This is a genomic window from Clostridium beijerinckii HUN142, assembly GCF_000621745.1.
Lineage (GTDB): Bacteria > Bacillota > Clostridia > Clostridiales > Clostridiaceae > Clostridium > Clostridium beijerinckii_A.
In genome coordinates this window covers 16,247-38,649 of the sequence record NZ_JHXK01000012.1, presented here as the reverse complement: position 1 = coordinate 38,649, position 22,403 = coordinate 16,247, and the positions used below count along the sequence as shown (strand labels likewise).

The 22,403-nt window shown below is 29.7% G+C and carries 16 protein-coding genes and 2 riboswitches; of the genes, 14 read left to right on the top strand and 2 right to left on the bottom strand.

The genetic code is table 11. The features are described 5' to 3' along the window. Positions 1–9: 9 nt before the first annotated feature. The 12 genes from T483_RS0106755 to T483_RS0106700 all read left to right on the top strand — a co-directional run bounded on the left by T483_RS0106755 (position 10) and on the right by T483_RS0106700 (position 16,809). Complete coding sequence (locus tag T483_RS0106755) at positions 10–1,368, top strand: nitrogenase component 1 (protein ID WP_026886168.1); 1,359 nt, start codon at positions 10–12, stop codon at positions 1,366–1,368. A 434-nt stretch (positions 1,369–1,802) separates the two neighbouring features. Continuing rightward, a complete protein-coding gene (rnr, locus tag T483_RS0106750) occupies positions 1,803–4,010 on the top strand; it encodes a ribonuclease R (RefSeq protein ID WP_026886167.1) in 2,208 nt (735 codons plus the stop codon). A 149-nt stretch (positions 4,011–4,159) separates the two neighbouring features. Next, complete coding sequence (gene smpB, locus T483_RS0106745; protein ID WP_026886166.1) at positions 4,160–4,630, top strand: SsrA-binding protein SmpB; 471 nt, start codon at positions 4,160–4,162, stop codon at positions 4,628–4,630. A 217-nt stretch (positions 4,631–4,847) separates the two neighbouring features. Further along, positions 4,848–8,105, top strand: coding sequence for a bifunctional metallophosphatase/5'-nucleotidase (locus tag T483_RS28795; protein ID WP_035790065.1), 3,258 nt, complete (start codon positions 4,848–4,850; stop codon positions 8,103–8,105). Positions 8,106–8,531: 426 nt separating this feature from the next. Continuing rightward, positions 8,532–8,650: riboswitch (SAM riboswitch) on the top strand. A 144-nt stretch (positions 8,651–8,794) separates the two neighbouring features. Then, positions 8,795–9,760 (top strand): methionine ABC transporter ATP-binding protein, encoded by a 966-nt coding sequence (locus T483_RS0106735; RefSeq protein WP_026886165.1) that lies wholly within the window; start codon positions 8,795–8,797, stop codon positions 9,758–9,760. After that, entirely contained in the window at positions 9,760–10,398 is a 639-nt protein-coding gene (locus tag T483_RS0106730) for a methionine ABC transporter permease (RefSeq protein ID WP_026886164.1), read from the top strand. Before T483_RS0106735 ends, T483_RS0106730 begins: the two co-directional genes overlap by 1 nt. An 11-nt stretch (positions 10,399–10,409) precedes the next feature. Beyond that, positions 10,410–11,240 (top strand): MetQ/NlpA family ABC transporter substrate-binding protein, encoded by an 831-nt coding sequence (locus tag T483_RS0106725; RefSeq protein ID WP_026886163.1) that lies wholly within the window; start codon positions 10,410–10,412, stop codon positions 11,238–11,240. Between the two features lie 314 nt (positions 11,241–11,554). Next, the gene (locus tag T483_RS0106720; RefSeq protein ID WP_026886162.1) at positions 11,555–12,517 is read left to right on the top strand and encodes a YkvA family protein; all 963 of its coding nucleotides are present in this window, start codon (positions 11,555–11,557) and stop codon (positions 12,515–12,517) included. A gap of 101 nt (positions 12,518–12,618) precedes the next feature. Then, positions 12,619–13,569, top strand: a complete 951-nt coding sequence (locus T483_RS0106715) for a viroplasmin family protein (RefSeq protein ID WP_026886161.1) — start codon at positions 12,619–12,621, stop codon at positions 13,567–13,569. 220 nt (positions 13,570–13,789) lie between these two features. Then, positions 13,790–13,963 (top strand): YtxH domain-containing protein, encoded by a 174-nt coding sequence (locus T483_RS30925; protein WP_155268457.1) that lies wholly within the window; start codon positions 13,790–13,792, stop codon positions 13,961–13,963. A gap of 252 nt (positions 13,964–14,215) precedes the next feature. Beyond that, positions 14,216–15,526: a tetratricopeptide repeat protein gene (locus tag T483_RS0106705; protein WP_026886160.1), complete on the top strand. Its 1,311-nt coding sequence runs from the start codon at positions 14,216–14,218 to the stop codon at positions 15,524–15,526. A 17-nt stretch (positions 15,527–15,543) separates the two neighbouring features. Then, entirely contained in the window at positions 15,544–16,809 is a 1,266-nt protein-coding gene (locus T483_RS0106700; protein ID WP_026886159.1) for a transcriptional regulator, read from the top strand. A gap of 161 nt (positions 16,810–16,970) precedes the next feature. On the opposite strand, the gene T483_RS0106695 is transcribed toward T483_RS0106700, so the two are convergent. Then, on the bottom strand, positions 16,971–17,357 hold the full coding sequence (locus T483_RS0106695) for a CBS domain-containing protein (RefSeq protein ID WP_026886158.1): 387 nt from the start codon (positions 17,355–17,357) through the stop codon (positions 16,971–16,973). Positions 17,358–17,620: 263 nt separating this feature from the next. Here T483_RS0106695 and clpB point away from each other — a divergent pair, with 263 nt between their 5' ends. Further along, positions 17,621–20,212 carry an ATP-dependent chaperone ClpB gene (gene clpB, locus T483_RS0106690; protein WP_026886157.1) on the top strand — a complete coding sequence of 864 codons (2,592 nt, stop codon included), beginning with the start codon at positions 17,621–17,623 and terminating at the stop codon, positions 20,210–20,212. A 244-nt stretch (positions 20,213–20,456) separates the two neighbouring features. On the opposite strand, the gene T483_RS0106685 is transcribed toward clpB, so the two are convergent. Then, positions 20,457–21,053, bottom strand: coding sequence for an ECF transporter S component (locus T483_RS0106685; protein WP_011967994.1), 597 nt, complete (start codon positions 21,051–21,053; stop codon positions 20,457–20,459). 246 nt (positions 21,054–21,299) lie between these two features. Further along, positions 21,300–21,407: riboswitch (TPP riboswitch) on the top strand. 186 nt (positions 21,408–21,593) lie between these two features. Between T483_RS0106685 and thiF the strand changes: the two genes are divergently transcribed. Beyond that, entirely contained in the window at positions 21,594–22,397 is an 804-nt protein-coding gene (gene thiF, locus T483_RS0106680; RefSeq protein WP_026886156.1) for a sulfur carrier protein ThiS adenylyltransferase ThiF, read from the top strand. The last annotated feature ends 6 nt before the right edge of the window (positions 22,398–22,403 follow it).

The following is a 22,403-nucleotide window of genomic DNA, read 5'->3' as shown; positions in this document are numbered from 1 at the left end:
GAGAAGATTATGGGAATCAATGAAAATATAAAATTGCAACAAACAAATTCTATAAATCAAGTACGTTATGGGTGCGCAATAGGAGCACTTTATAGTGCATCATCTATTCCAGGAGTTATGCCTATTGTAAACTGTGGGCCTGGTTGTGCTGATAAACAATATACAGGGCTTGCTTTTTGTAATGGTTTTCAAGGTGGAGGGTATAGTGGAGGAGCAGTATCACCAAGTTCTAATGCAGGTGAAAATGAAGTTGTATTTGGTGGAGAAAATCGGCTAAGAGAATTAATCAGAGCTTCATTAAAAATCATGGATGCAGATTTATTTGTAGTTCTTACAGGGTGTATTGGAGAAATTGTTGGAGATGATGTTGGAGCAGTTGTTGGAGAATTTCAGAAAAAAGGAGATCCTATTGTATATGCGGAAACTGGTGGATTTAAGGGAAATAATTTTATAGGTCATGAATTAGTTACAAAGGCTATTATAGATCAATATGTTGGAGAATATGATGGAGAAAAAGAGAAAGGTTTAGTTAATGTGTGGTCACTTTTGCCATATCAAAATACATTTTGGCGTGGAGATCTTACAGAAATAAAACGTGTGCTTGAAGGAGCAGGGCTTAAAGTAAACATTCTATTTGGACCAGAATCAAAAGGAGTAAGCGAGTGGAAAGATATACCTAGGGCACAGTTTAATTTAGTGCTTTCTCCTTGGCTTGGCTTAGACACTGCTAAGCATCTTGAAAATAAATATGAACAACCATTTCTACACATCCCTATTGTTCCTATTGGAGCAAAGGAAACAAGTGCATTTTTGCGTAAAGTAGTTGACTTCTCAGGAATAGATAAACAAAAAAGTGAAGATTTTATAAAAGATGAAGAAAAAAATTACTACTATTATTTAGAGCATTTTTCAGATTTCTATGCTGAATACTGGTGGGGACTACCAGCTAAATATGCAGTAGTAGGAGATAGCGCTTATAATTTAGCTCTAAATAAATTTTTAGTAAATCAGTTAGGATTAATTCCGGCTAAACAAATTATTACTGAAAATCCTCCAGAACAGCATAGAAGAGCAATCGCAAGTGAATATAGTAAATTAGCAGAAGATGTATCTGTGGATATTGATTTTGCAGAGGATGGGTATGTAATAGGCCAATTACTGAAGCAGACAGACTTCGGACATAAGCCTCCTATTATATTTGGTACTACATGGGAAAGAGATACAGCTAAACAACTAAAGGGGGCAATTATTGAAGTTGGTTTTCCGGTATCATATGAGGTAGTATTATCAAGAACTTATATTGGATATAAAGGAGCACTTAATTTATTAGAAAAGATTTATACTACTGCAATTAGTGCAAGCGCATAGATTCACCTGTAAGAATCTTTAAACATAAAATAAGTAAAAAATTTAAGAAAATAATACGAATTATTAAGTAAATTTAAAATTTAAATATTTTAATTATGAAGTCATTTATAGATATCCTTTTGCTAAAAGGGGATATCTATTTTTTTGTTAAATAATTCTTGGATATATATTTCAATTGATTTTTTAAATTACCAGCCTTATTTGAATATTTGTATTAACAGGATTTTAAATGTAAATTTATCATTGCATCATATATAAACAACTCAAATATTGATATTTTTTAATTAACTAAACTATAGTATATAAATAAATTAGAATATATATGTCAATACTAATATTAAAATAAGATAAAATCTATATTGTACAAGGTTATTGTGGTAGTATATAGATATATAGGAATAAGATATAGTAATAGTATAATGGAGGAAGAAATTATGGGAATAAAACAGACATTAGCAAGTTTTATGAAAGAACCTGCATATAGACCAATGGACATTGAAGAATTAATTGCTGTATTTGATATAAAGAAAAATGAATATAATGCGTTTAAAAAGACTTTGAGGACTATGGAAGATGAGGGATTTATTATAAGAACAAAAAAAGATAAGTATATGATAGCTAACGAGGAACATGAGGAAGAAGGTCTTATTATAGGATCACTTCAGTCACATTCAAAAGGTTTTGGATTTTTAATCCCAGAAGAAGAGGGACAAAAAGACGTATTTATTCCAAGTAATTGTATAAATGGAGCTATGAATGGTGATAAAATATCCGTTAGAGTAACAAGAGAAGATACAAAAACTAAAAAAAGAGAAGGCGAAGTAGTTGAAATTATCGAAAGAAATACAACTAGAATAGTAGGCGTATATGAAGATTCTAAAAATTTTGGATTTGTAGTTTCTGAGGATCCAAGAATATCAAAAGACGTATTTATTTCGAAAAAGGATAGGAATGGCGCTAAAGATGGAGATGTTGTTACAGTTAAGATAACAAGATGGCCTGAAGAAAATAGAAAGGCTGAAGGAGTTGTAACAGAAGTCTTAGGAAGAAAAGGCGACAGAGGAATAGATATTCTAATGATAATCAAAAAACTTGGACTTCCAGAAGAATTTAGTGAAAAAGTTCAAAAATATGCTGAAGGTATTTCTGAGGAGATTGATGAAGAAGAATATAAAGGCAGAAGAGACTTAAGAGATTTGAGAATGGTCACAATAGATGGCGAGGATGCCAAGGACTTAGATGATGCTGTATCTATCGAAAAACTAAGTAATGGAAACTTTAAATTGGGAGTTCACATTGCTGATGTAACTCACTACGTAAAAGAAAATAGTCCATTGGATAAGGAAGCATTGAAAAGAGCAACGTCAGTTTATTTAATTGATAGAGTTGTTCCAATGTTACCTAGAAAATTATCTAATGGGATATGCTCATTAAACCCTAGAGTAGATAGGTTAACATTAACTTGCTTCATGGAAATAGATCATAAAGGAAAAGTTGTAGATCATGAAATTGTAGAGTCTGTAATCAAAACCAATGAGAGAATGACATATAAAGATGTTACAAAGATATTAAGAGATAATGATGAAGAACTTATAAAAAGATATGATTATCTTGTAGATGACTTTAAAATGATGGAAGAGTTATGTGGCATATTAAGAAATAAGAGAACAAGAAGAGGAGCTATTGATTTTGAAATAGCAGAAGCTAAAATAACACTTAATGATTTAGGAAAACCAATTGAGATTAAACCGTATGATCGTGAAATATCAAACAGGATGATAGAAGAATTTATGTTAGCAGCAAATGAGACAGTTGCAGAGCATATGTTTGGCACTCATTTACCTTTTGTATATAGAATACATGAGAGTCCAGATGAAGAAAAATTAGCTAAATTCAAAGAATTTGTTTATAACTTGGGATATGCTATCCAATGGACAGAAGAAATAAGACCAAAAAGTTTTCAAGATATTCTAGAAAAGGTTAAGGGAAAAAATGAGGAAACAGTTGTAAGTACACTGTTATTAAGATCTATGATGCAGGCAAGATATGCACCGGAGTGTAGTGGACATTTTGGGCTTGCAGCTGAGTACTACTGCCATTTCACTTCGCCAATAAGAAGATACCCTGATTTGCAAATTCATAGAATTATAAAAGAATATTTGCATGGAGAAGTAGATGGAACTAGAATAAATAAATTAAAAAATATAGTAGGTTATGCGGCTAAACAATCATCAGAAATGGAAAGAAAAGCTCAAGATGCGGAAAGAGAAGTTGATGATCTTAAAAAAGCTGAATATATGCAAGAGAGAATTGGTCAAGAATTTGAAGGGATTATATCTTCAGTTACATCTTTTGGAATATTTGTTGAGCTACCAAACACAATTGAAGGTTTAGTTCATATAACAGATCTAGATGATGATTATTATATATTCAATGAAGCAAATCTAAGCTTGATTGGTGAAAGAACTAAAAAGCTATATAAACTTGGAGATAAAGTAAAAATAGAATGTGTTAATGTAGATATAACAAATAGAGAAATATTTTTTAAGATTACGCAAGAGCCAAAAAGAGAAGAAACAAATAAAGATTCTGAATCAGAAGAAAAAGTTGACGAAATAGAAAAAGAGTTAGTTGAAGTATAAGATATGATTTTTATATTCTGAGGAATTAAAACTTTATGCGTATAGACTTATTTTGAGTGTTGATATTTAGCAATGCTCAAAATAAGTTGATTTACAGAAATGGGTATAATATAATTTTAGTAGAAATATAACCATAGCGGGTGATTAAGATGGCAAGAAAAAGAAATGAAAATTCATTGGCAGAAAATAGAAAAGCAAGGCATGAATATTTTATAGAAGAGGCAATGGAAGCAGGATTAGTTTTAGTTGGGACAGAGGTTAAATCAATAAGAAATGGAAGAGTAAATCTTAAAGATTGTTACGCAGATATATATAATGATGAAATATTTGTAAAGAATATGCACATATCTCCTTATGAACAAGGAAATATATTTAATGTAGATCCATTAAGAGAAAGAAAATTACTCCTTCATAGAGATGAAATAAGAAGGCTTGATGGTTTAGTGTCTAGAGATGGATATACCCTAATCCCTTTATCATTGTATTTAAAGGATGGAAAAGTTAAGGTTGCGCTTGGAGTTTGTAAAGGTAAGAAAAATTATGATAAGAGAGACTCGATGTTAGAAAGAGCTCATAAGAGGGACATGGATAGAGCAATTAAGGAAAAAAATAAATACTAATTAAGTATGCTACCGAAAGTATAAAAATATTTTTGGTAGTTTTTTATTTGATTAAACACAAGATAATATGAGTTTGATAAATAAAATTATTATAAGAATAACCTGAATGATACATGAATTACATTTACAGTAAATATATTATTATAAAAATATGTGTCATATAATTTTTTATGAGTAATAATATGTAAATGAGATTAGTATTAGGGGGAAAATAATTATGAAAAAACTTCTAAAGTTCAGAAAAGTTATATCAATTTTCACTAGCTTATTTTTTATAATTACTTTATTTAGTTCATTTTCTATAAGAGCTTATGCAACTGAGAATGAAAAAATATTTGACGTTATCGAAATTACTGATTTTCATGGGGCACTTAATGATTCATCAGGAAATCAAGTTGCAGGGGTTTTAGCAGATAGAGTAGAAAAAGTGAAGGAGTCCAATAAAGATAGAACATTGATTTTAGGTGGAGGTGATCTGTATCAAGGTTCTGCAACATCTAATATCATGAAAGGGGTTCCTGTTCAGGAGGCTATGTCTAAGATTGGAATGGAGATAACAACTCTTGGAAATCATGAGTTTGATTGGGGATTGGATACAACTATAAATACAACAATGAAAGGATCAGCATATTCAATAGTTTGCAGCAATCTTTATGATAAGAAGACTGGAAAACGTGTATTTGATCCATATAAAATTATAACTAAAGATGGCGTAAAAATTGCAGTTATAGGTGGAATAACAAGAGAAACAGAAACGAGTGTATCGCCTAAATTTGTGAGTGACTATAAATTTACAGATCTTGCAAGTGAAATAAATCCTATTGCATTACAAATAAAGAAAGATAAGTTGGCAGATGTAGTAATAGTATTGGTACATGAAGGTGATAATGGTGATAATGCAACAGGACCAATATTTGATCTGGCTAATAATGTTCAGAATGTAGATGCTGTGTTTGGTGGACATAGCCATACTAAAACTGCTGCGATTGCTAAGAATACAAATATCCCAGTATATATTGGTGGATCAAATGGTAAAGGATATATAGATGCTAAATTTACGATAAATAGTGATAATAAAATCATATTTAATCAGCCAAGTATTGAAACAAGTTATGTGGCGTTAGATAATGACAAAGGATATAAAACTGGAACACCACAAACAGACAGTGATGTTGATAAAATTGTAGATAATGCCAATAAACATATAGAACCAATGACGAGTGAAGTTATTGGGTATAATACAGAAAAGGATTTAACAAGAAAATTAGATGTATCTCCATATGGATCATCAGTTTTAGGAAATTGGGCATCTGATGTTACAAGAAATTCTATTAAAGCTGATGTTGGTTTCCAAAACAATGGAGGTCTTAGAATAGATATTCCACAAGGAAATATTACAGTTGGAACTATGTGGCAGTTTATGCCTTTTGATAACACAATTTATAAATTAAGCATGACAAAATCTCAATTAAAAGAAGTTTTAGAACAGGCTGTTGCGGATAAAAGCAAGGGATTACAGGTATCAGGAATTAAATTTAGCTATAATTCAAATCTTCCATCGGGCCAAAGAGTTAAAACTATTACAAAGGAAGATGGAACTCCTATTAGTGATAACGAAAGTTTATCTGTAGCAGTCCCAGACTTTGTGGCTCAAGGAGGAGATTCATTTACTGCATTTACAAAGTATGGCGGGTTAGATGTTAAAAATGATACTCATGTTCTAGTAAGAGATGCATTTATAGATTGGTGTAAAGAAAATAAGGATAAAAATGATAAAAATACAATACCTAATACTGATATATCAAGAATGATTAATATATCTAGTTCAATAACTTTATTAGCAACAACAGATGTTCATGGTACAGTTTTAAACTATGATTATGGAACAGGAAAAGCACCAGCTAAAGCACAGGGATTAGCTAAAGTTTCATCATATGTTAAAAGTGTAAGAGAAAATAATAATAATGTGATGCTAATTGATAATGGAGACACAATTCAAGGAACACCACTATCATATTACTATGATATTCTAGATACTACTTTAGAGCACCCTATGGCAAAGGTTATGGGAGCTATGAAGTATGATTCGTGGACACTAGGAAATCATGAATTCAATTATGGATTAGATGTATTAAATAGAGTAATTAAAGACTATAAATCAGAAGGAATAGCAGTACTTGGAGCTAATATATATAGGAACGATTCAACAAATTTTGTAGATCCATATATAATGAAAAGTTTTTATGTTAACGGTAAAGAAGTCAAAGTAGCGGTTATAGGTTTAGAAAATAAATGTATACCAAGTTGGGAAGATAAAAAACATTATGATGGATTGGTATTCAATGATCTTGTAGATGAATCTAAAAAGTGGGTTAAGGAAGTAAAAGACAAGGGAGCAGATATTGTTATAATTTCAGCACATAGCGGTCAAGAGAGTGATGCAGATGTTATACCGGAAAATGAAATTAATGCAATAGCGACACAAGTTAATGGAATAGATGCAATTATAGCAGGTCACACACATTTGAAAGTGAATGATTTAACTAAGAAGAATCCAGAAGGTAAAGTTGTTCCAATAGTTGAATCAACTAAGGGAGCTACAGGCTTGGCACAAGTGGATATGAACTTTGATGGAAATGAAAAGCTTATAGGAATTTCAACAAAAAATATTGTTATTGATAATAGTATTGCAGATGATCAAGAAATTGTTGATTTAATTAAACCTTATGAAGATACAACATTAAAATATGTAGATACAAAAATAGGAACTTCAACTGGAGAATTTACAGGAAGTGGACAATTAACTGAGCCTACTGCAATTATGGAGCTCATTAATAAAGTACAAAAAGAAAGTGCTGGGACTCAATTATCAATTGCGGCACCATTAAGTTCTGGAGCATATATACCTCAAGGCGATGTTACAATAAAAGATATGATGGCAGTATATGTATTTGAAAACTTTTTGTATGGAGTAAAAATGACAGGAAAGCAATTGAAGGACTGGATGGAATATTCAGTTAGATATTATGCTCAAACAACAGGGGGTAATGCAGCAGTAATAAAAGATCCAATATTAAATATTCCAGATTATAACTTGGATCAATTATATGGTGCAACATATGATATAGATTTAACACAACCCGCGTGCACTATCGATAAGGAAACAGGAAGAGTAATAGCAGGAAATAGAATAAAGAATTTAAAAGTTAATGGAGTAGAAGTAAAAGATTCAGACGAATTTACAGTCGCTATAAACAATTATAGATTTAACGGTGGCGGAGGCTTTATGAAGGCTGCTGGATTAAGCAATACTGATCCAAGTATTATTGTTTATGATTCAGGAAAAGCGCTTGGTGATGATGGCCAAGTGAGAAGCCTAATGATAAGCTACATTAAAAAACATGGAGAGATATCTCCAGATTGCTCAAATAATTGGGATGTGCTAAATGTAGATGGACAGAAAAAAGCAGCTTAAGATATGAAGCAATTATTTTGAGGCATAAAATGTATATATAATTCTAGTGAAAATCAGAAGCCATGCACATAGATAGATTTATCTACATGTGTATGGTTTCTAATTTTATTGTGAAATATTTATACCTTCTTAATACGAATACTTTTATTAACTTAAATATTCATTTTAAATATTTAACAGAAATGTATATCATATAAAGCGGATTTGATAATATATGTATAGAATAATTTAATATTTGCATCATAAATTTAAAATTATTAATTAATCTCGCAAAAAAATCTTGCATTATATGTGGAAAGTATATATAATAAAACTAATCCGATTACAATACTTGGATTTGGGAGAGCAAAAGGTTATTCTATAGATTTTGACAAATTAAAAAAAGTTGTATATAATTAGGTCAAAGCTAAATTAAATAATCTGAATATCTTATCGAGAGCGGTGGAGGGACTGGCCCTTTGAAACCCGGCAACCGAAATATTATTTTTCACTAAATGATATTTATATGGTGCTAATTCCAGCAGCTTTTAGCTGATAGATGAGAGGATAAATTTGTATGGTGTTTTATGCGCTAGAGATTTATTCTCTAGCGCTTTTGTTTTGAGGTGAACTTGTAGTAATTAACTTAATTAGTACATCACCTTAGTTATCCGGAAACTAACAAAACAAAGTCAAAGGAGGAAATGTGTTTGATAGAAATCAAGAATGTGGTAAAAAGTTTTGGGGAAACACAAGTAATAAAAGATGTATCAATAAGCATTAAAGAGGGCGAAATTTATGGAATAATAGGACATAGCGGGGCAGGAAAGTCAACATTACTTCGATGCATTAATGGACTTGAATCTTATGATGGAGGGTCAATAAATGTAATGGGGAAAGAAGTTTCATCATTAGATGGCAGAAGTCTTAGGGAATTTAGAAAAGATTTGGGGATGATTTTTCAAAATTTTAATCTTATGCAAAGAAAAAATGTTTTTGATAATGTTGCTCTTCCTCTTGAAGTGTGGGGGTACAACAAAAGTGAAATTAAGGACAAAGTATTAAGGTTATTAGATTTAGTTGGATTAACAGACAAAAAGCTAAGCAAACCGTCAGAGCTTAGTGGTGGACAAAAACAAAGAGTAGCAATAGCAAGGGCATTAGCGTTAGACCCTAAAATACTACTTTGTGATGAAGCAACTTCTGCATTAGATCCTAAAATTACAAAAGATATTTTAGCATTACTTTCTAAAATAAATAAAGAATTAGGAATTACAATAGTAATGGTAACTCATCAAATGGAAGTAATAAAAGAAGTTTGTGAAAAAGTTGCATTGCTAGATGGTGGAGAAATAAAGGCAGAAGGAAGAGCAGAAGATTTATTCTTACAGCCAGGAAAGTCTTTGAAGAAATTCTTGGGTGAAGAAGATGAAGGAATATTACCAGAAGATGGCGTTAATATTAAGATATTCTTTCCAAGTGATTCTTCTGAAAATGCACTAATCACAAAGATGGCAAGGGAATTAGAGATAGATTTCTCAATAGTTTGGGGTAAGCTTGAAAAGTTTAGGAGTGAAGTATTAGGCGGGCTTGTAATAAATATCAGCGAAGAAGATAAGGACAAGGTTATAAAGTACCTTGAAAATAAAGATATCTTATTGGAGGTGATTGAATAATGAATCAGGTAATAGTAAAAGCTTTAATAGAAACTCTAGAGATGGTTTTTGCATCGACTATAGGTTCACTTATTTTAGGATTTATACCTGCAATAATATTGACAGTTACTGCAAAGGACGGATTAAGACCAAATAAAGTAATTTATACAGTTTTGGATTTAATAATTAATATATTAAGAAGTTTTCCAGTTATTATATTAATGGTAGCAATAATACCATTAACTAGGTTTATTGCTGGTAAATCTATAGGTACAGAAGCGGCTATTGTTCCACTTACAATTGCAGCAGCACCATTTGTAGCAAGAATTATAGAATCCTCACTTAGAGAAGTGGATAAAGGAATAATAGAGGCGGCAAGATCTTTTGGAGCATCAAACACTCAAATTATCTTTAAGGTAATGCTTAAAGAAGCAATTCCTTCAATAGCATCAGGAATTACTCTTACAATAATAAGCATTGTTGGATATTCTGCAATGGCAGGAACTATTGGGGGTGGAGGTCTTGGTCAAGTGGCTATAAGCTATGGATACCAAAGATTCCAAACTGATTATATGGTAGTAACATGTATTGTGTTAATCATAGTAGTACAAGGACTACAGCTTATAGGCAATTATTTTTACAATAAATTATCAAAATAGGGGGAATAAATATGAAAAAGAAATCAATTTTATCAGTAGTTTTAGCAGGAGTAGTAACACTAGGATTAGTAGGTTGTGGGGGCACAACTACTTCAGGAAGCAAAGATTCTAAAAATGACAAGGTAATAAAGATTGGGGTAACACCAAAGCCACATGAAGAAATAGTAAATATAGCCAAACCATTACTTGAAAAAGAAGGATATACAGTAGAAATAACAGAATTTAATGATTACAATCAACCTAACACTGCTGTAGAAGAAGGTTCACTAGATGCAAATTTCTTCCAACATACTCCATACTTAAATGAACAAAATTCATCTAAGGGATATCACCTAGTTTCGGTTGGTGCCGTACATTTAGAACCAATGGGATTATACTCTAAGAAGGTAAAAAGTTTAGATGAACTTAAAGATGGAGCTACAATTGCCGTTCCTAATGATCCATCAAATGAAGCTAGAGCATTAAAATTATTAGCAGGAAAAGGCTTAATAAAAATTAAAGATGGAGAATTAGTTACATCAAAGGATATTACTGAAAATCCTAAGAACTTAAAGTTTAATGAATTAGAAGCAGCAGCAGTTCCAAGAGCAATAGACGACGTTGATGCTGCAGTAATTAATGGAAACTATGCTATAGAAGCTAAGTTTAATCCGGCAAAAGATGCAATTATTATTGAAGATAAGGCTTCAGAAGCTGCTAAACCTTATGCAAACATAGTTGTTGTAAAAGAAGGTAATGAAAATCAAGAAAAAATCAAAGCTTTAGTAAAAGCTATGACATCACCAGAAGTAAAAGAATTTATAGAAAAAGAATATAATGGTTCAGTAATTCCAGTATTTTAATAGTTCATTTTGAACATATAGATTAAGAAAAGAAGTAGGTAATAACTAGTATTTACAACATTAAATATGATATATTACAAGAAGAGAGGCTATGCCAAATGTCGTTTGGATAACAAAATGACATTAAGGCATGCCTTCTTTTTTTTCAAGAAAGTAAAATGGAAATTTTTATTGTTTAGGAAGAAGTATAAAATCTATATATAACATGTCTTTAATAATTTTCTGGAATAATGTATACTTTTAAGTATATTTAGGAAATTAATTTGATTTAATTTATATATAAAGTAAGAATTTACTCTAAAGGGGAATAAAAAATGAACATATCAGAAGTAAAAGTTAAATTGACTGGTAATGATATATTAAGTATAATCAATGAGTTTGTTAAGATTGATGGTTTGGATTTAAGAACAGTAACTATTAATAATGGAATAATATTAGAAGGAAGCTTGAAAAAAGGAATAAATATAGACTTTAATATAAAGGTTCAATTAGTTGGATGTGTTCATAACAAAATTATTGTAAAAATAGTTAAAGTTAAAGTATTAAATGTTGGTTTCTTCAAAATATTGAGAAGTTTTGTGTTAAAGCAATTAGCAAAAGCTTTTAAAAAGTATGGAATAGATAGTGATAGGGATAAAGTAATAATTGATATAAATACAATACTTCAAGATGTACCATATATTAATCTAAATATTAATGAAGTCTTCATGAAAAGATCAGAGGTATGGGCTGAAATTTCTAATGTTAAGATTTCAATATTAGGAGAATTAATAAAGGAAAGGAATGTTGAAGAGAAAAGTGAAGAAGAAGAAATTGATATAGCGTTATTGGATAGTATAGATAAAACTAAAGATTGCTATTCAGTTGGAAGAAATAAAATTACAAATAAATTGTCTGAAAATGTGAGAGATTATAAAGAGTATATATTTATATTACCAGATATAGTTTCTTTAATATATAGATTACTCAAGGATAAAAGAGTATCTATAAAGACCAAGCTGATAATGTCAGCAGGAATAGCATATGTAACTGTACCAGTTAACATAATACCTAATAGTATACCATTTATCGGTGTAATTGATGATATTGGAGTGATATTTTTCGTTTTAAATAAAATTCTTAAAGATATACCATTATCCATAATAGTAGAGAATTGGGAAGGGGAAAATGATATACTTTTAGTATTAAAAAAGGGAATCGAATATCTAGCCAACTTTACAAATGCTACAAATATTGAAAAATTATATAGTGCTGTAGAAGAATTATCATCACTATAGAAAATATTATTTGTAAGTTTAATAACATATAGATTATCAAGTTTATAAATATCATATGAAAAGTATACAATAAGTTAGAGAGTCAGAGAAAGGAATAATATATGGCGAAAAAAGTTTATGCAATACAATATGGTTTTGATATTAAAAACAACAAAAAGGTTGAAAATGTAATAGTTAATACCTGGAACGAATGCTTAACATATGTAAAAGGGGTAAAAGGGGCTAAGTATAAGAGTTTTGAGGATATTGAAGAGGCAAAATCATATCTAAACGAAGGAAATAGAATGCTAAAAAAGAGTGATGAAAGTTATCCCAAAGATTGCCTTCATGCATATGTTGATGGAAGCTATAATTCTTCTGATGGAAGATATTCTTATGGAGTAGTTTGTGTTAATAATGATGTTGTAGAATATATAGAAAGCGGAGCTGAAAAAGATAGTTCTTCTAAAAATATAAGACAAATAGCAGGCGAACTTAAGGGAGCTGTTAGAGCTGTTGAATATGCTTTAGAACATGGACAAAAAAAGGTGGTTTTATTTCATGACTATGAGGGAATAGCTCATCATGCGACCGGAGCATGGGAACGAAAAGAAGAATCATCTATGCAATATTATAAAAAGATGCAAGAGTTAATAAATTCTGGAATGGAAATTATATTTGTAAAAGTTGATAGTCATACTGGAGATTTGTTTAATGAGCTTGTTGATGAGAAATGTAAAGAGTGCTTAGGAATAGCCTCTGATAGAACTGTTGAAAAATGGCTAAGTAAAAATGTCATAAAGGTTTCTAATACCAAGGTGAAAGAAGAAATTTTAAGCATAGCTCCAGGCAATTCAAATAATATAATTTTAATTGGTAAAGATGAAAATCTGCAAATGGAAAATATATTAAATGCAGATAAAAAAAATGATGATGAAATTAGATTTGAACAAATTATTAGTTTATATAGAAATAATGATATTGAGGGTAAAAAGATAATTTCCAAGCTATTAAGCAAAGAAAAAGAAAAACTAATTTTTTATCTACTTAAAGAGTATGTTGATAATAATTAAACCAGTATATATTGGAATAATAGATTTACATTTAAAATGCAAATAAAATAAGTGCTTAATTAAGACTGAAATGTAGAAAGCTGATTGTAATATGTATATGTATTTTTTTAGAATACTTTTAAAACTATATATAACTATGGAATAAATTAACTTGGATAACTTTTTAATTAATACACAATATATTTATAGAAAATAAATATATATTAAAGAGGTGTTTATTATGGAAAGATTTTCTAAGGGAATGATGGCTGGACTTTTAATTGGAGTTGCTGTCGAAATGTCTCTAATGCCATATATGGGTAGAAGAACTCAAAAGACAATGAGAAGAGCAGGAAGAAGAATGAAAAATATGGCTGAATCTGCATATGATGAGGTTCAAGATTGGATGAGATAAAATAAAAAAAGAAAATTTAATGTGTAAAGATTAGGCATGATTAAAATAGAAAGGCATGAATTTATTTCATGCCTTTTTATTTTTATTTATTGTATTTATACTTTTGTACATAAATATGGATAATAAAATTAAATTATATAAAATTTGGGGCACATTTATATTTTTATGCAGTTTTTTATAAATTTATGTTATAATTAAGGAAATTATATTAAAATAACTAAATAATTTGTTGAATAGAGAAGGATTAAAAAGATGGAAATTCTATCATTAGGAGAAAAAATTAAGAGAAGAAGAAAACAATTAAATATGACATTGAAGGATTTGGCAAGAGACAGAATAACTCCGGGACAAATAAGTTTGGTGGAATCTGGTCGTTCAAATCCATCAGTAGATTTGCTAGAATATTTAGCTGATACATTGAACACAAATGTAGAATATTTAATGGAATCAGAAGAAAGCCAAGCTGAAAAGATTAGTTTATATTACGAACAGGTAGGGGAATCGTGCATACTGCAGGGAGATTATGAAAAAGGTCAAAGATATATTGATAATGCTCTATACTACTGTGAAAAATATAATCTAGAATATAGAAAAGCAATGATATATTTTATAACAGCAAAATCCTATATGTATAAGAGAGATTTTCCTATGGCTCAGAAGTTTTTTTTATCAGCAAATGTAATTTTTGTAAAAAATAATAATTATGAGCAAATAATAAAAACCTTTCTACATTTAGCTAATATTGCTTTAGAATTAAAAGCATATCATTCTTCTAGCAGTTACCTAAAACAGGCTGAAAAAGTATATATCGATAATAAGGTTGTAGATGATTTTTTGATGGGAGAAATATACTACAATATGGCCAGAACTTATTACGATATAGAAGAATTGGATTTAGCCTTGGAATATTCATGTCTAGCAAGAAATAGATTTGAACAAGTGTATAATGACGAAGATTATGCAAGAAATCTATTCTCGTTAGCAGAAGAATTTAATAAAAAAGGTGACTTACCAAATGCCATAAAATATTCAAAGAAAACATTAGAAGTATATAAAAAGATACAGTATAACAAAAGCATAGTTAATATAGAACATAATTTAGGAAAATTGTTTTATGAGTTAGGAAATTTAGATGAATCTCTTAAACATTATGAAATATCAAAAAGTATCAGCACACAGAACCGGGTGGGGTGCATAAATGACATACTTATAGATATTTGTAAAAGTTATTTGAAATTAAAGAATACTGAACAATGCAGTAAAATACTAAAAGATATAGAAAATAGAATTGAAGAGTATGATATAGACAGAAAAATTGAGTGCAAGCTAATAAAATATACTATGTTTAATATTGACGATAAATTAGAGCAAGCAGAAAGTGTATTGATTGATACATATGTATTAGCAAAAAATAGCGGTAAGTTGTCTAAAGCTGCTGAATTAGCTATGAGAGTCGGAAAATATTTCATAGACAAAAAAGAAGAAGAAGAGGCTTCATATTATTTAAATCAAGGAATAAAGTTATTCAATGAAGCAGAAAAGTTAGAAAATTATAAATTATAAGTAAGTGGGTGAGATATTTGGAAATACTATCTACTGGCGAAAAGATAAAAAGAGCTAGAGTATTTAAAGGTATAACATTGAAAGAATTATGCGGAAATAAGATTTCAATTGCCAAGATGAGTTGTATAGAAAATGGAAAGATCAAGGCAGATACTGAATTACTAAATTATATAGCTGAAAAGATAGAGATAGATGTAGATTATTTGATAGAAGATGTATATGAACAAATAATGAATAATTTAAAGACAATAAAAAAGAATGTATCCTGTGATACTGATTCTGAAAATAAATTAAAAGATAACTTGAGTTATGCTCTAAAATATAAATATTATGACTTAGCTTTTGAATTAATACATATACTATTTTCATATTATGTAGAGGAAAATAAGGTTGAAAATATTCAACTTATAGTTTCGCAATATTATGATTTATATCAAAGAAATAATACGGAAGAAAATACGGCAATCTATTTCAAAGATATGGCACGTTATCTATCTCAAAATGGTGAATATATTGAGGCTATTTCTTATTACAGCAAACTTAGAGAAATGTTTAAATTAAAAAAAGATGGATTTGATAGCTCAGAGTATTGTTTAATAGGTTATAATGAAGCACTGTGTTATCAGAATTTAAGAAAATCTGAAGAAGCATATAACATTTTATCAGAGATTATAGGATATGTTGATGATCTTAAAACAGATGAAAGCAAGGGAAAAATATATCATATATATGCCACAGTATGTATTAAGTTAAAGAAAGAGTATATCGATGAATATAAAAATAAAGCATTTCAATATCAAAGATACAATCCTATTTCACTAGCAACATCCCATGGAAATTATGGAAAGTATTATTTTGAGGTAGAAGAAAAGGAAAAAGCAATATCTGAAATAGAAGCTGGAATAAATATATTTCCACAAGATAATGTAGAAAAGTATGTGGAGTTTTTGAATTATTGTACTAGAATATTAATTGATAATTCAGAGTATGAAATAGCTTATAAGATTACAGAAGAATCATTAAATTTAGCCATTATGACTGATAATATAAAATTAATTGAGAAGTCATATTATTTTAAAGGCATAATTCTTCAAAAAATGGACAAACATTTAGAAGCAGAAAAATATATGAATCTATCATTAGATTCATTATTTAAGTTTGGAACAAGGGAAGAAAGAAGAAATAGATATGTGGATATGGGCAAGCTTTATTACAAGCTTGGACTTACAGCAGATTCACTAAAATATTTTAATCTTGCATTAGCTGTTGATAAAAAAATCTAATTTCTCATAAATATATAAATAGAGGTGGCGACATTTTGTTAATCCGATTATAGTGGATTAACAAAATATCACCACTTCTATTTTGTACATTCACAATCAAGCTTTTAAGATCAGTAATTATATATTTAAACTCTTAAACTCATGTGTAGATATTATTGTTATTAATTTTTTGAACCAGCATCAATGAAGTAATCTAATAAATCCTCTATATTAATAACTCCTACAATTTTTCTATCTTCTATTACAGGCATTGTTATAATATCATTTTCTCTTAGACGTTTAGCTACAGTTAATAGATCTTCGTCAGATTGTGCAGAGATAACTGATTTTGACATAACCCATTCAACAGGACAGCTAACATAATGCCCTGGATGTATCATAAATCTATATATGTCAGCTTTTACTATCATTCCTACTAGAATTTCTTTATCATCTACGACGGGCATTCCATTAATATTGAGTTTGTCCATAAAATCTAAAGCTTTATCTATAGTATCGTTTACATTAATTGTATGGAAATTCGGTTTAATGATAGAACCTATTTTCATAACATCACCTCTTTTAAAAAGTTTAATACCTTTAAACTGTAAAATAACAGGATAATAATATTTATATTACTATTTTACTATAAAACAACAAAATTTAAAATAAATCTTTAGACAATAAAAAATTAAAAAAGGGTTAAACAAACTTTGACTTTCTTTGACCTATGTATTATTATATAGATAAAGAGAAATTATTTAGGTATAGTTATAAAACTAGTTTTAATAATAATTTCGAAATTAAACATAGAGATTTAGGAGGAATAAGTATGAATATTGATAAAATGACGTTGAGGGTTCAACAAGCATTGAATGATGCCAATGTTACAGCAGTTAAATTTAATCATCAGCAAATAGATTTAATTCATCTTTTTTCAGCTCTTGTGGAGCAGGAGGATGGGTTAGTTCCTAATATTCTTACTAAAATGGGTATATCATTAAAAAATTTAAAAGTTTCAGTAAATAAAGAATTGGATGCTATGCCAAAGGTTTTAGGAGAGGGAGTTGGAAATGTATATATAACTAGAAAAGTAGAGGAAGTGTTAATCAAAGCTGAAGAATTTTCGAAACAGTTTGAAGATTCATATGTGAGCGTTGAACATTTAATGCTTGCTATTATAGAGATAGATAACAATCAAGTTTCTAAAATATTAAAGCAATATAATGTAACCAAGGACAATTTCTTAAAAGTTCTTTCTGAAGTTAGAGGAAGTCAAAGAGTTGAGACACAAGATCCAGAAGGGACATATGATGCATTAGCAAAGTATGGAACTAATTTAGTTGATCTTGCTAAAAAACATAAATTAGATCCTGTTATAGGAAGAGATGAGGAAATAAGAAGGACAATAAGAATTTTATCAAGGAGAACGAAGAATAATCCAGTATTAATAGGTGAACCTGGTGTTGGTAAGACAGCAATTATTGAAGGATTAGCTGAAAGAATAGTTAGGGGAGATGTTCCGGAAGGCCTTAAGGATAAAATTATATTTGCTTTAGATATGGGATCTTTAATTGCAGGAGCTAAATATAGAGGCGAGTTTGAAGAAAGATTAAAAGCAGTATTAAAAGAAGTTCAAAGTAGTGAGGGCAGAATATTACTATTTATAGATGAAATTCATACAATAGTTGGAGCTGGTAAGACTGATGGAGCAATGGATGCTGGTAATCTAATTAAACCACTATTAGCAAGAGGAGAGTTACATTGCATAGGTGCAACAACTTTTGATGAATATAGAAAATACATTGAGAAAGATAAAGCTTTAGAAAGAAGATTCCAACCAGTAATCATAGATGAGCCTACAGTAGATGATACAATTGCAATACTAAGAGGGTTAAAAGAAAGATTTGAAATCCACCATGGAATTAGAATTCATGACTCAGCAATAGTAGCAGCAGCAAAGCTTTCTGATAGATATATACAAGATAGGTATATGCCTGATAAGGCAATTGACCTAATCGATGAAGCGGGGGCTATGATAAGATCTGAGATTGATTCACTTCCAACAGAACTTGATGTTATAAGAAGGAAAATATTTAAGTTAGAAATAGAAAAAGAAGCTTTATCAAAAGAGAAAGATGAAGGTTCAAAGAATAGGTTAGATGACTTAGAGAAAGAACTTGCAGGATTAAAAGAAAAGAATGATGAAATGACTGCAAAATATACCAAGGAAAAAGAGCAAATTACAGCTATTAAAACTTTAAAAAGTGAGTTAGATGATGCTAGAGGAGAAATAGAAGTGGCTCAAAGAAACTTTGATTATAACAAAGTTGCTGAGATTCAATATAGCAGGATACCTGCTTTAGAGGAAGAGATTAAGCAAAAAGAAATTGAATTAAGAGAAAATTATGAAGGTGCCTTATTAAAGGAGGAAGTAACGGAGCAAGAAGTATCTGCTGTACTTTCTAAATGGACTGGAATTCCTGTAACTAATTTACTTGAAGGAGAAAGAGAAAAACTTTTAAGGCTAGAAGATGATATGAATACTAGAGTTATAGGTCAAGGAGAAGCAATTGAAGCTGTAACTAATGCAATATTAAGAGCTAGAGCTGGTCTTAAGGATATAAATAGGCCAATTGGATCCTTTATATTTTTAGGTCCAACAGGAGTAGGTAAAACAGAGCTTGCTAAAACGTTAGCTAGAAATTTATTTGATTCAGAAGAAAATATCATTCGTATTGATATGTCAGAATATATGGAGAAGCACTCTGTATCTAGATTAGTTGGAGCGCCTCCAGGATACGTAGGTTATGATGAAGGTGGCCAACTAACAGAAGCCGTAAGGAGAAAACCATATAGTGTAATTTTATTTGATGAAATTGAAAAAGCTCATGAAGATGTATTTAATATATTTCTTCAAATACTCGATGATGGTAGATTGACTGATAATAAGGGAAAAACTGTAGATTTTAAAAATTCTATAATAATTATGACTTCAAATATCGGAAGTGAATATTTATTAGAAAATACTAATGAAGATCATGTTAATGAAGAAATAAAATCAAAAGTAATGAGTGTCTTAAAATCAAGATTTAAGCCAGAATTTTTAAATAGAGTAGATGATACTATAATGTTTAAGCCATTAACGGAGTCTGGTATTAAGAAAATTATAGATATATTCTTAATGGAAGTAAGTTTGAGGTTAAATGATAAAAATATTCAAATAGAAGTTACAGATAAAGCAAAAACAATAATGGCGAGAGAAGGATATGATGTAGTTTATGGAGCAAGGCCATTAAAAAGGTATATTCAGAACACTTTGGAAAATAGACTCGCTAGGATGATAATTAAGGGCGAATTAGGTTATGGATCCAAGGTCATGATTGATGGTGAAGGTGAAGAAATAATAATAAGACCAGTTTAGCCAAAAATTAAATTCCCAAAGATTCCTATAGATAAATATAATCTGTAGGAATTTTTTGTGAATAAAATGTGCTTGATTGATGTAGAGCTCAATATTTATATAAGATACTGTATTTTAATTTCTTATAGTAGTCATTTATAGATAACTAAAAATTAGAATAAAAAAAGAGGCATCTTTTAATAAGTGCCTCTTTATAATTTATATTATTTAATAAAATATTTCATCTTATATGTTTAGAGTTTAGCTAGATTTTTTTCTTAATTCTAAATATCGCTACAATTACAGGAACTGATATTACAGCACTAACTATAGCTTCAGGAACTCCATTTGTTAAACCAATGGTTGCAATTGCAATCCCAGCAGTTTGTGGATTTATCTTTAGAATAGCAGAATATCTTTCTAAGTAAAATACATAAGTTAAACCCAAAACACCGATAGTGTTAATTAATGTAGCACAGATTGATGCTATTGCAATACTAATGCTTTGATTTTTAAATCTCTTTCTAAGAAGTATATACACATAGTATGCTACAATTCCAATTAGGACTCTAGGAACTAATGCAATTATAGGATTCCAAAATATAAATGATGTTGGACCAGGAGCGGTAAAATTTTGATACATTGAGAATAAACCAAAAACTAATCCAACTAGGGATCCAACTATAGGTCCTTCAACTATCGCACCTATAATAACTGGAATATGCATTATAGTAGCTTTTACGGGTGGAATTGGTATGAACCCAAGCCCAGTTAATCCTAAGAAAATTGAAATTGCAGAAAGCATTCCGATCATTGCAATCTGTCTAACTGAAAATTTAGATTTAGTATAGCCTCTTTCCATAAGGTACCTCCGTTCTTATTCCTTGATATATGGATATAATTCGGAAAAATATATAATATATACGAATTTCCGTTCAGCTTCTAATTGAATACCGACATATATTATTTTACCACGTTAGAAAAAATGTTCAATTATATTTTAAAATATAAATAAAGTTATAATTTCAATTTATGGAATTGATACATAAAAATTTGAATTATAAGAAATAAAATGATAATATATAACCATAACAGAAATTTGAATATTACAAAAGGCTAGGGGTGCCAATTTAATTGGCTGAGAGAAGCTTGTTCGCTTTAACTCTTTTGACCTGATGTGGCTAATACCACCGTAGGGAAGCAATAAATATTTTAGAAAATTTATAGGACTTACCTTAGGGTAAGTCTTTTTGTTATTTTTTTGAAAATTATAATAAAGTCAAATTTGTGAATAACTTTAGAAGTTGCAGAAGTACATAGCCTGCGAAGAAGATTTATTATATATAATGAATATTAAGTAAATACATTAGTTTTAAAATTTATTTAGATTGGGGATAGTGATTTGAAAATTTTAGTAAATGAAAGAGAGCGGGACATAGAAGGAGAAATTACTGCATTTGAGATCAGAGACAAGATAAAAAGTGATGCAGATATAGTTATTTTAAATGGTTTTCCGATTAAACAAGATTATGTTCTAAGTGAAGGAGATAAAGTTACTTTAATTAAGAGAGGCGAAATTCCTAAAAAAGAGGAATTAGAGGCATTAATGGTAAGTAGACATACCCCAAAGGTTCATGAGAAAGTTAAAAAAGCTAAGGTGGCCATTGCTGGGCTTGGAGGGCTTGGCTCAACAGTTGCATTAGCTCTTGGAAGAATTGGCGTTGGACATATAAAAATAATTGATTTTGATGTGGTTGAACCTAGTAATTTAAATAGGCAGCAGTACTTTATAAGACATATTGGAATGAAAAAGTGTTATGCACTAAAAGACATATTGTCAGAGATCAATCCATTCATAAATGTCGAAGCTGTTGATATGTGTGTTAATAATGAGAATATTAAAGAATTATTCGAAGATATGGATATTGTAATCGAAGCATTTGATGGGGCAGAAAATAAAGCGATGATAGTTAGAGAAGTTTTGCTTCAGACGAAGAAACCAAAGTTAGTATCAGCATCAGGCATGGCAGGGTACTATTCTAATAATTTAATAATTAGTAAAAAAATAAACACAAGATTATATATGTGTGGAGATTTTAAAAATGAGGCAAAAGTAAATGAAGGATTAATGGCACCTAGAGTTGGTATAGCAGCATGCCATGAGGCTAATATGGCTCTTAGATTGATATTAGGAGAAGAGGTATAGATTAAA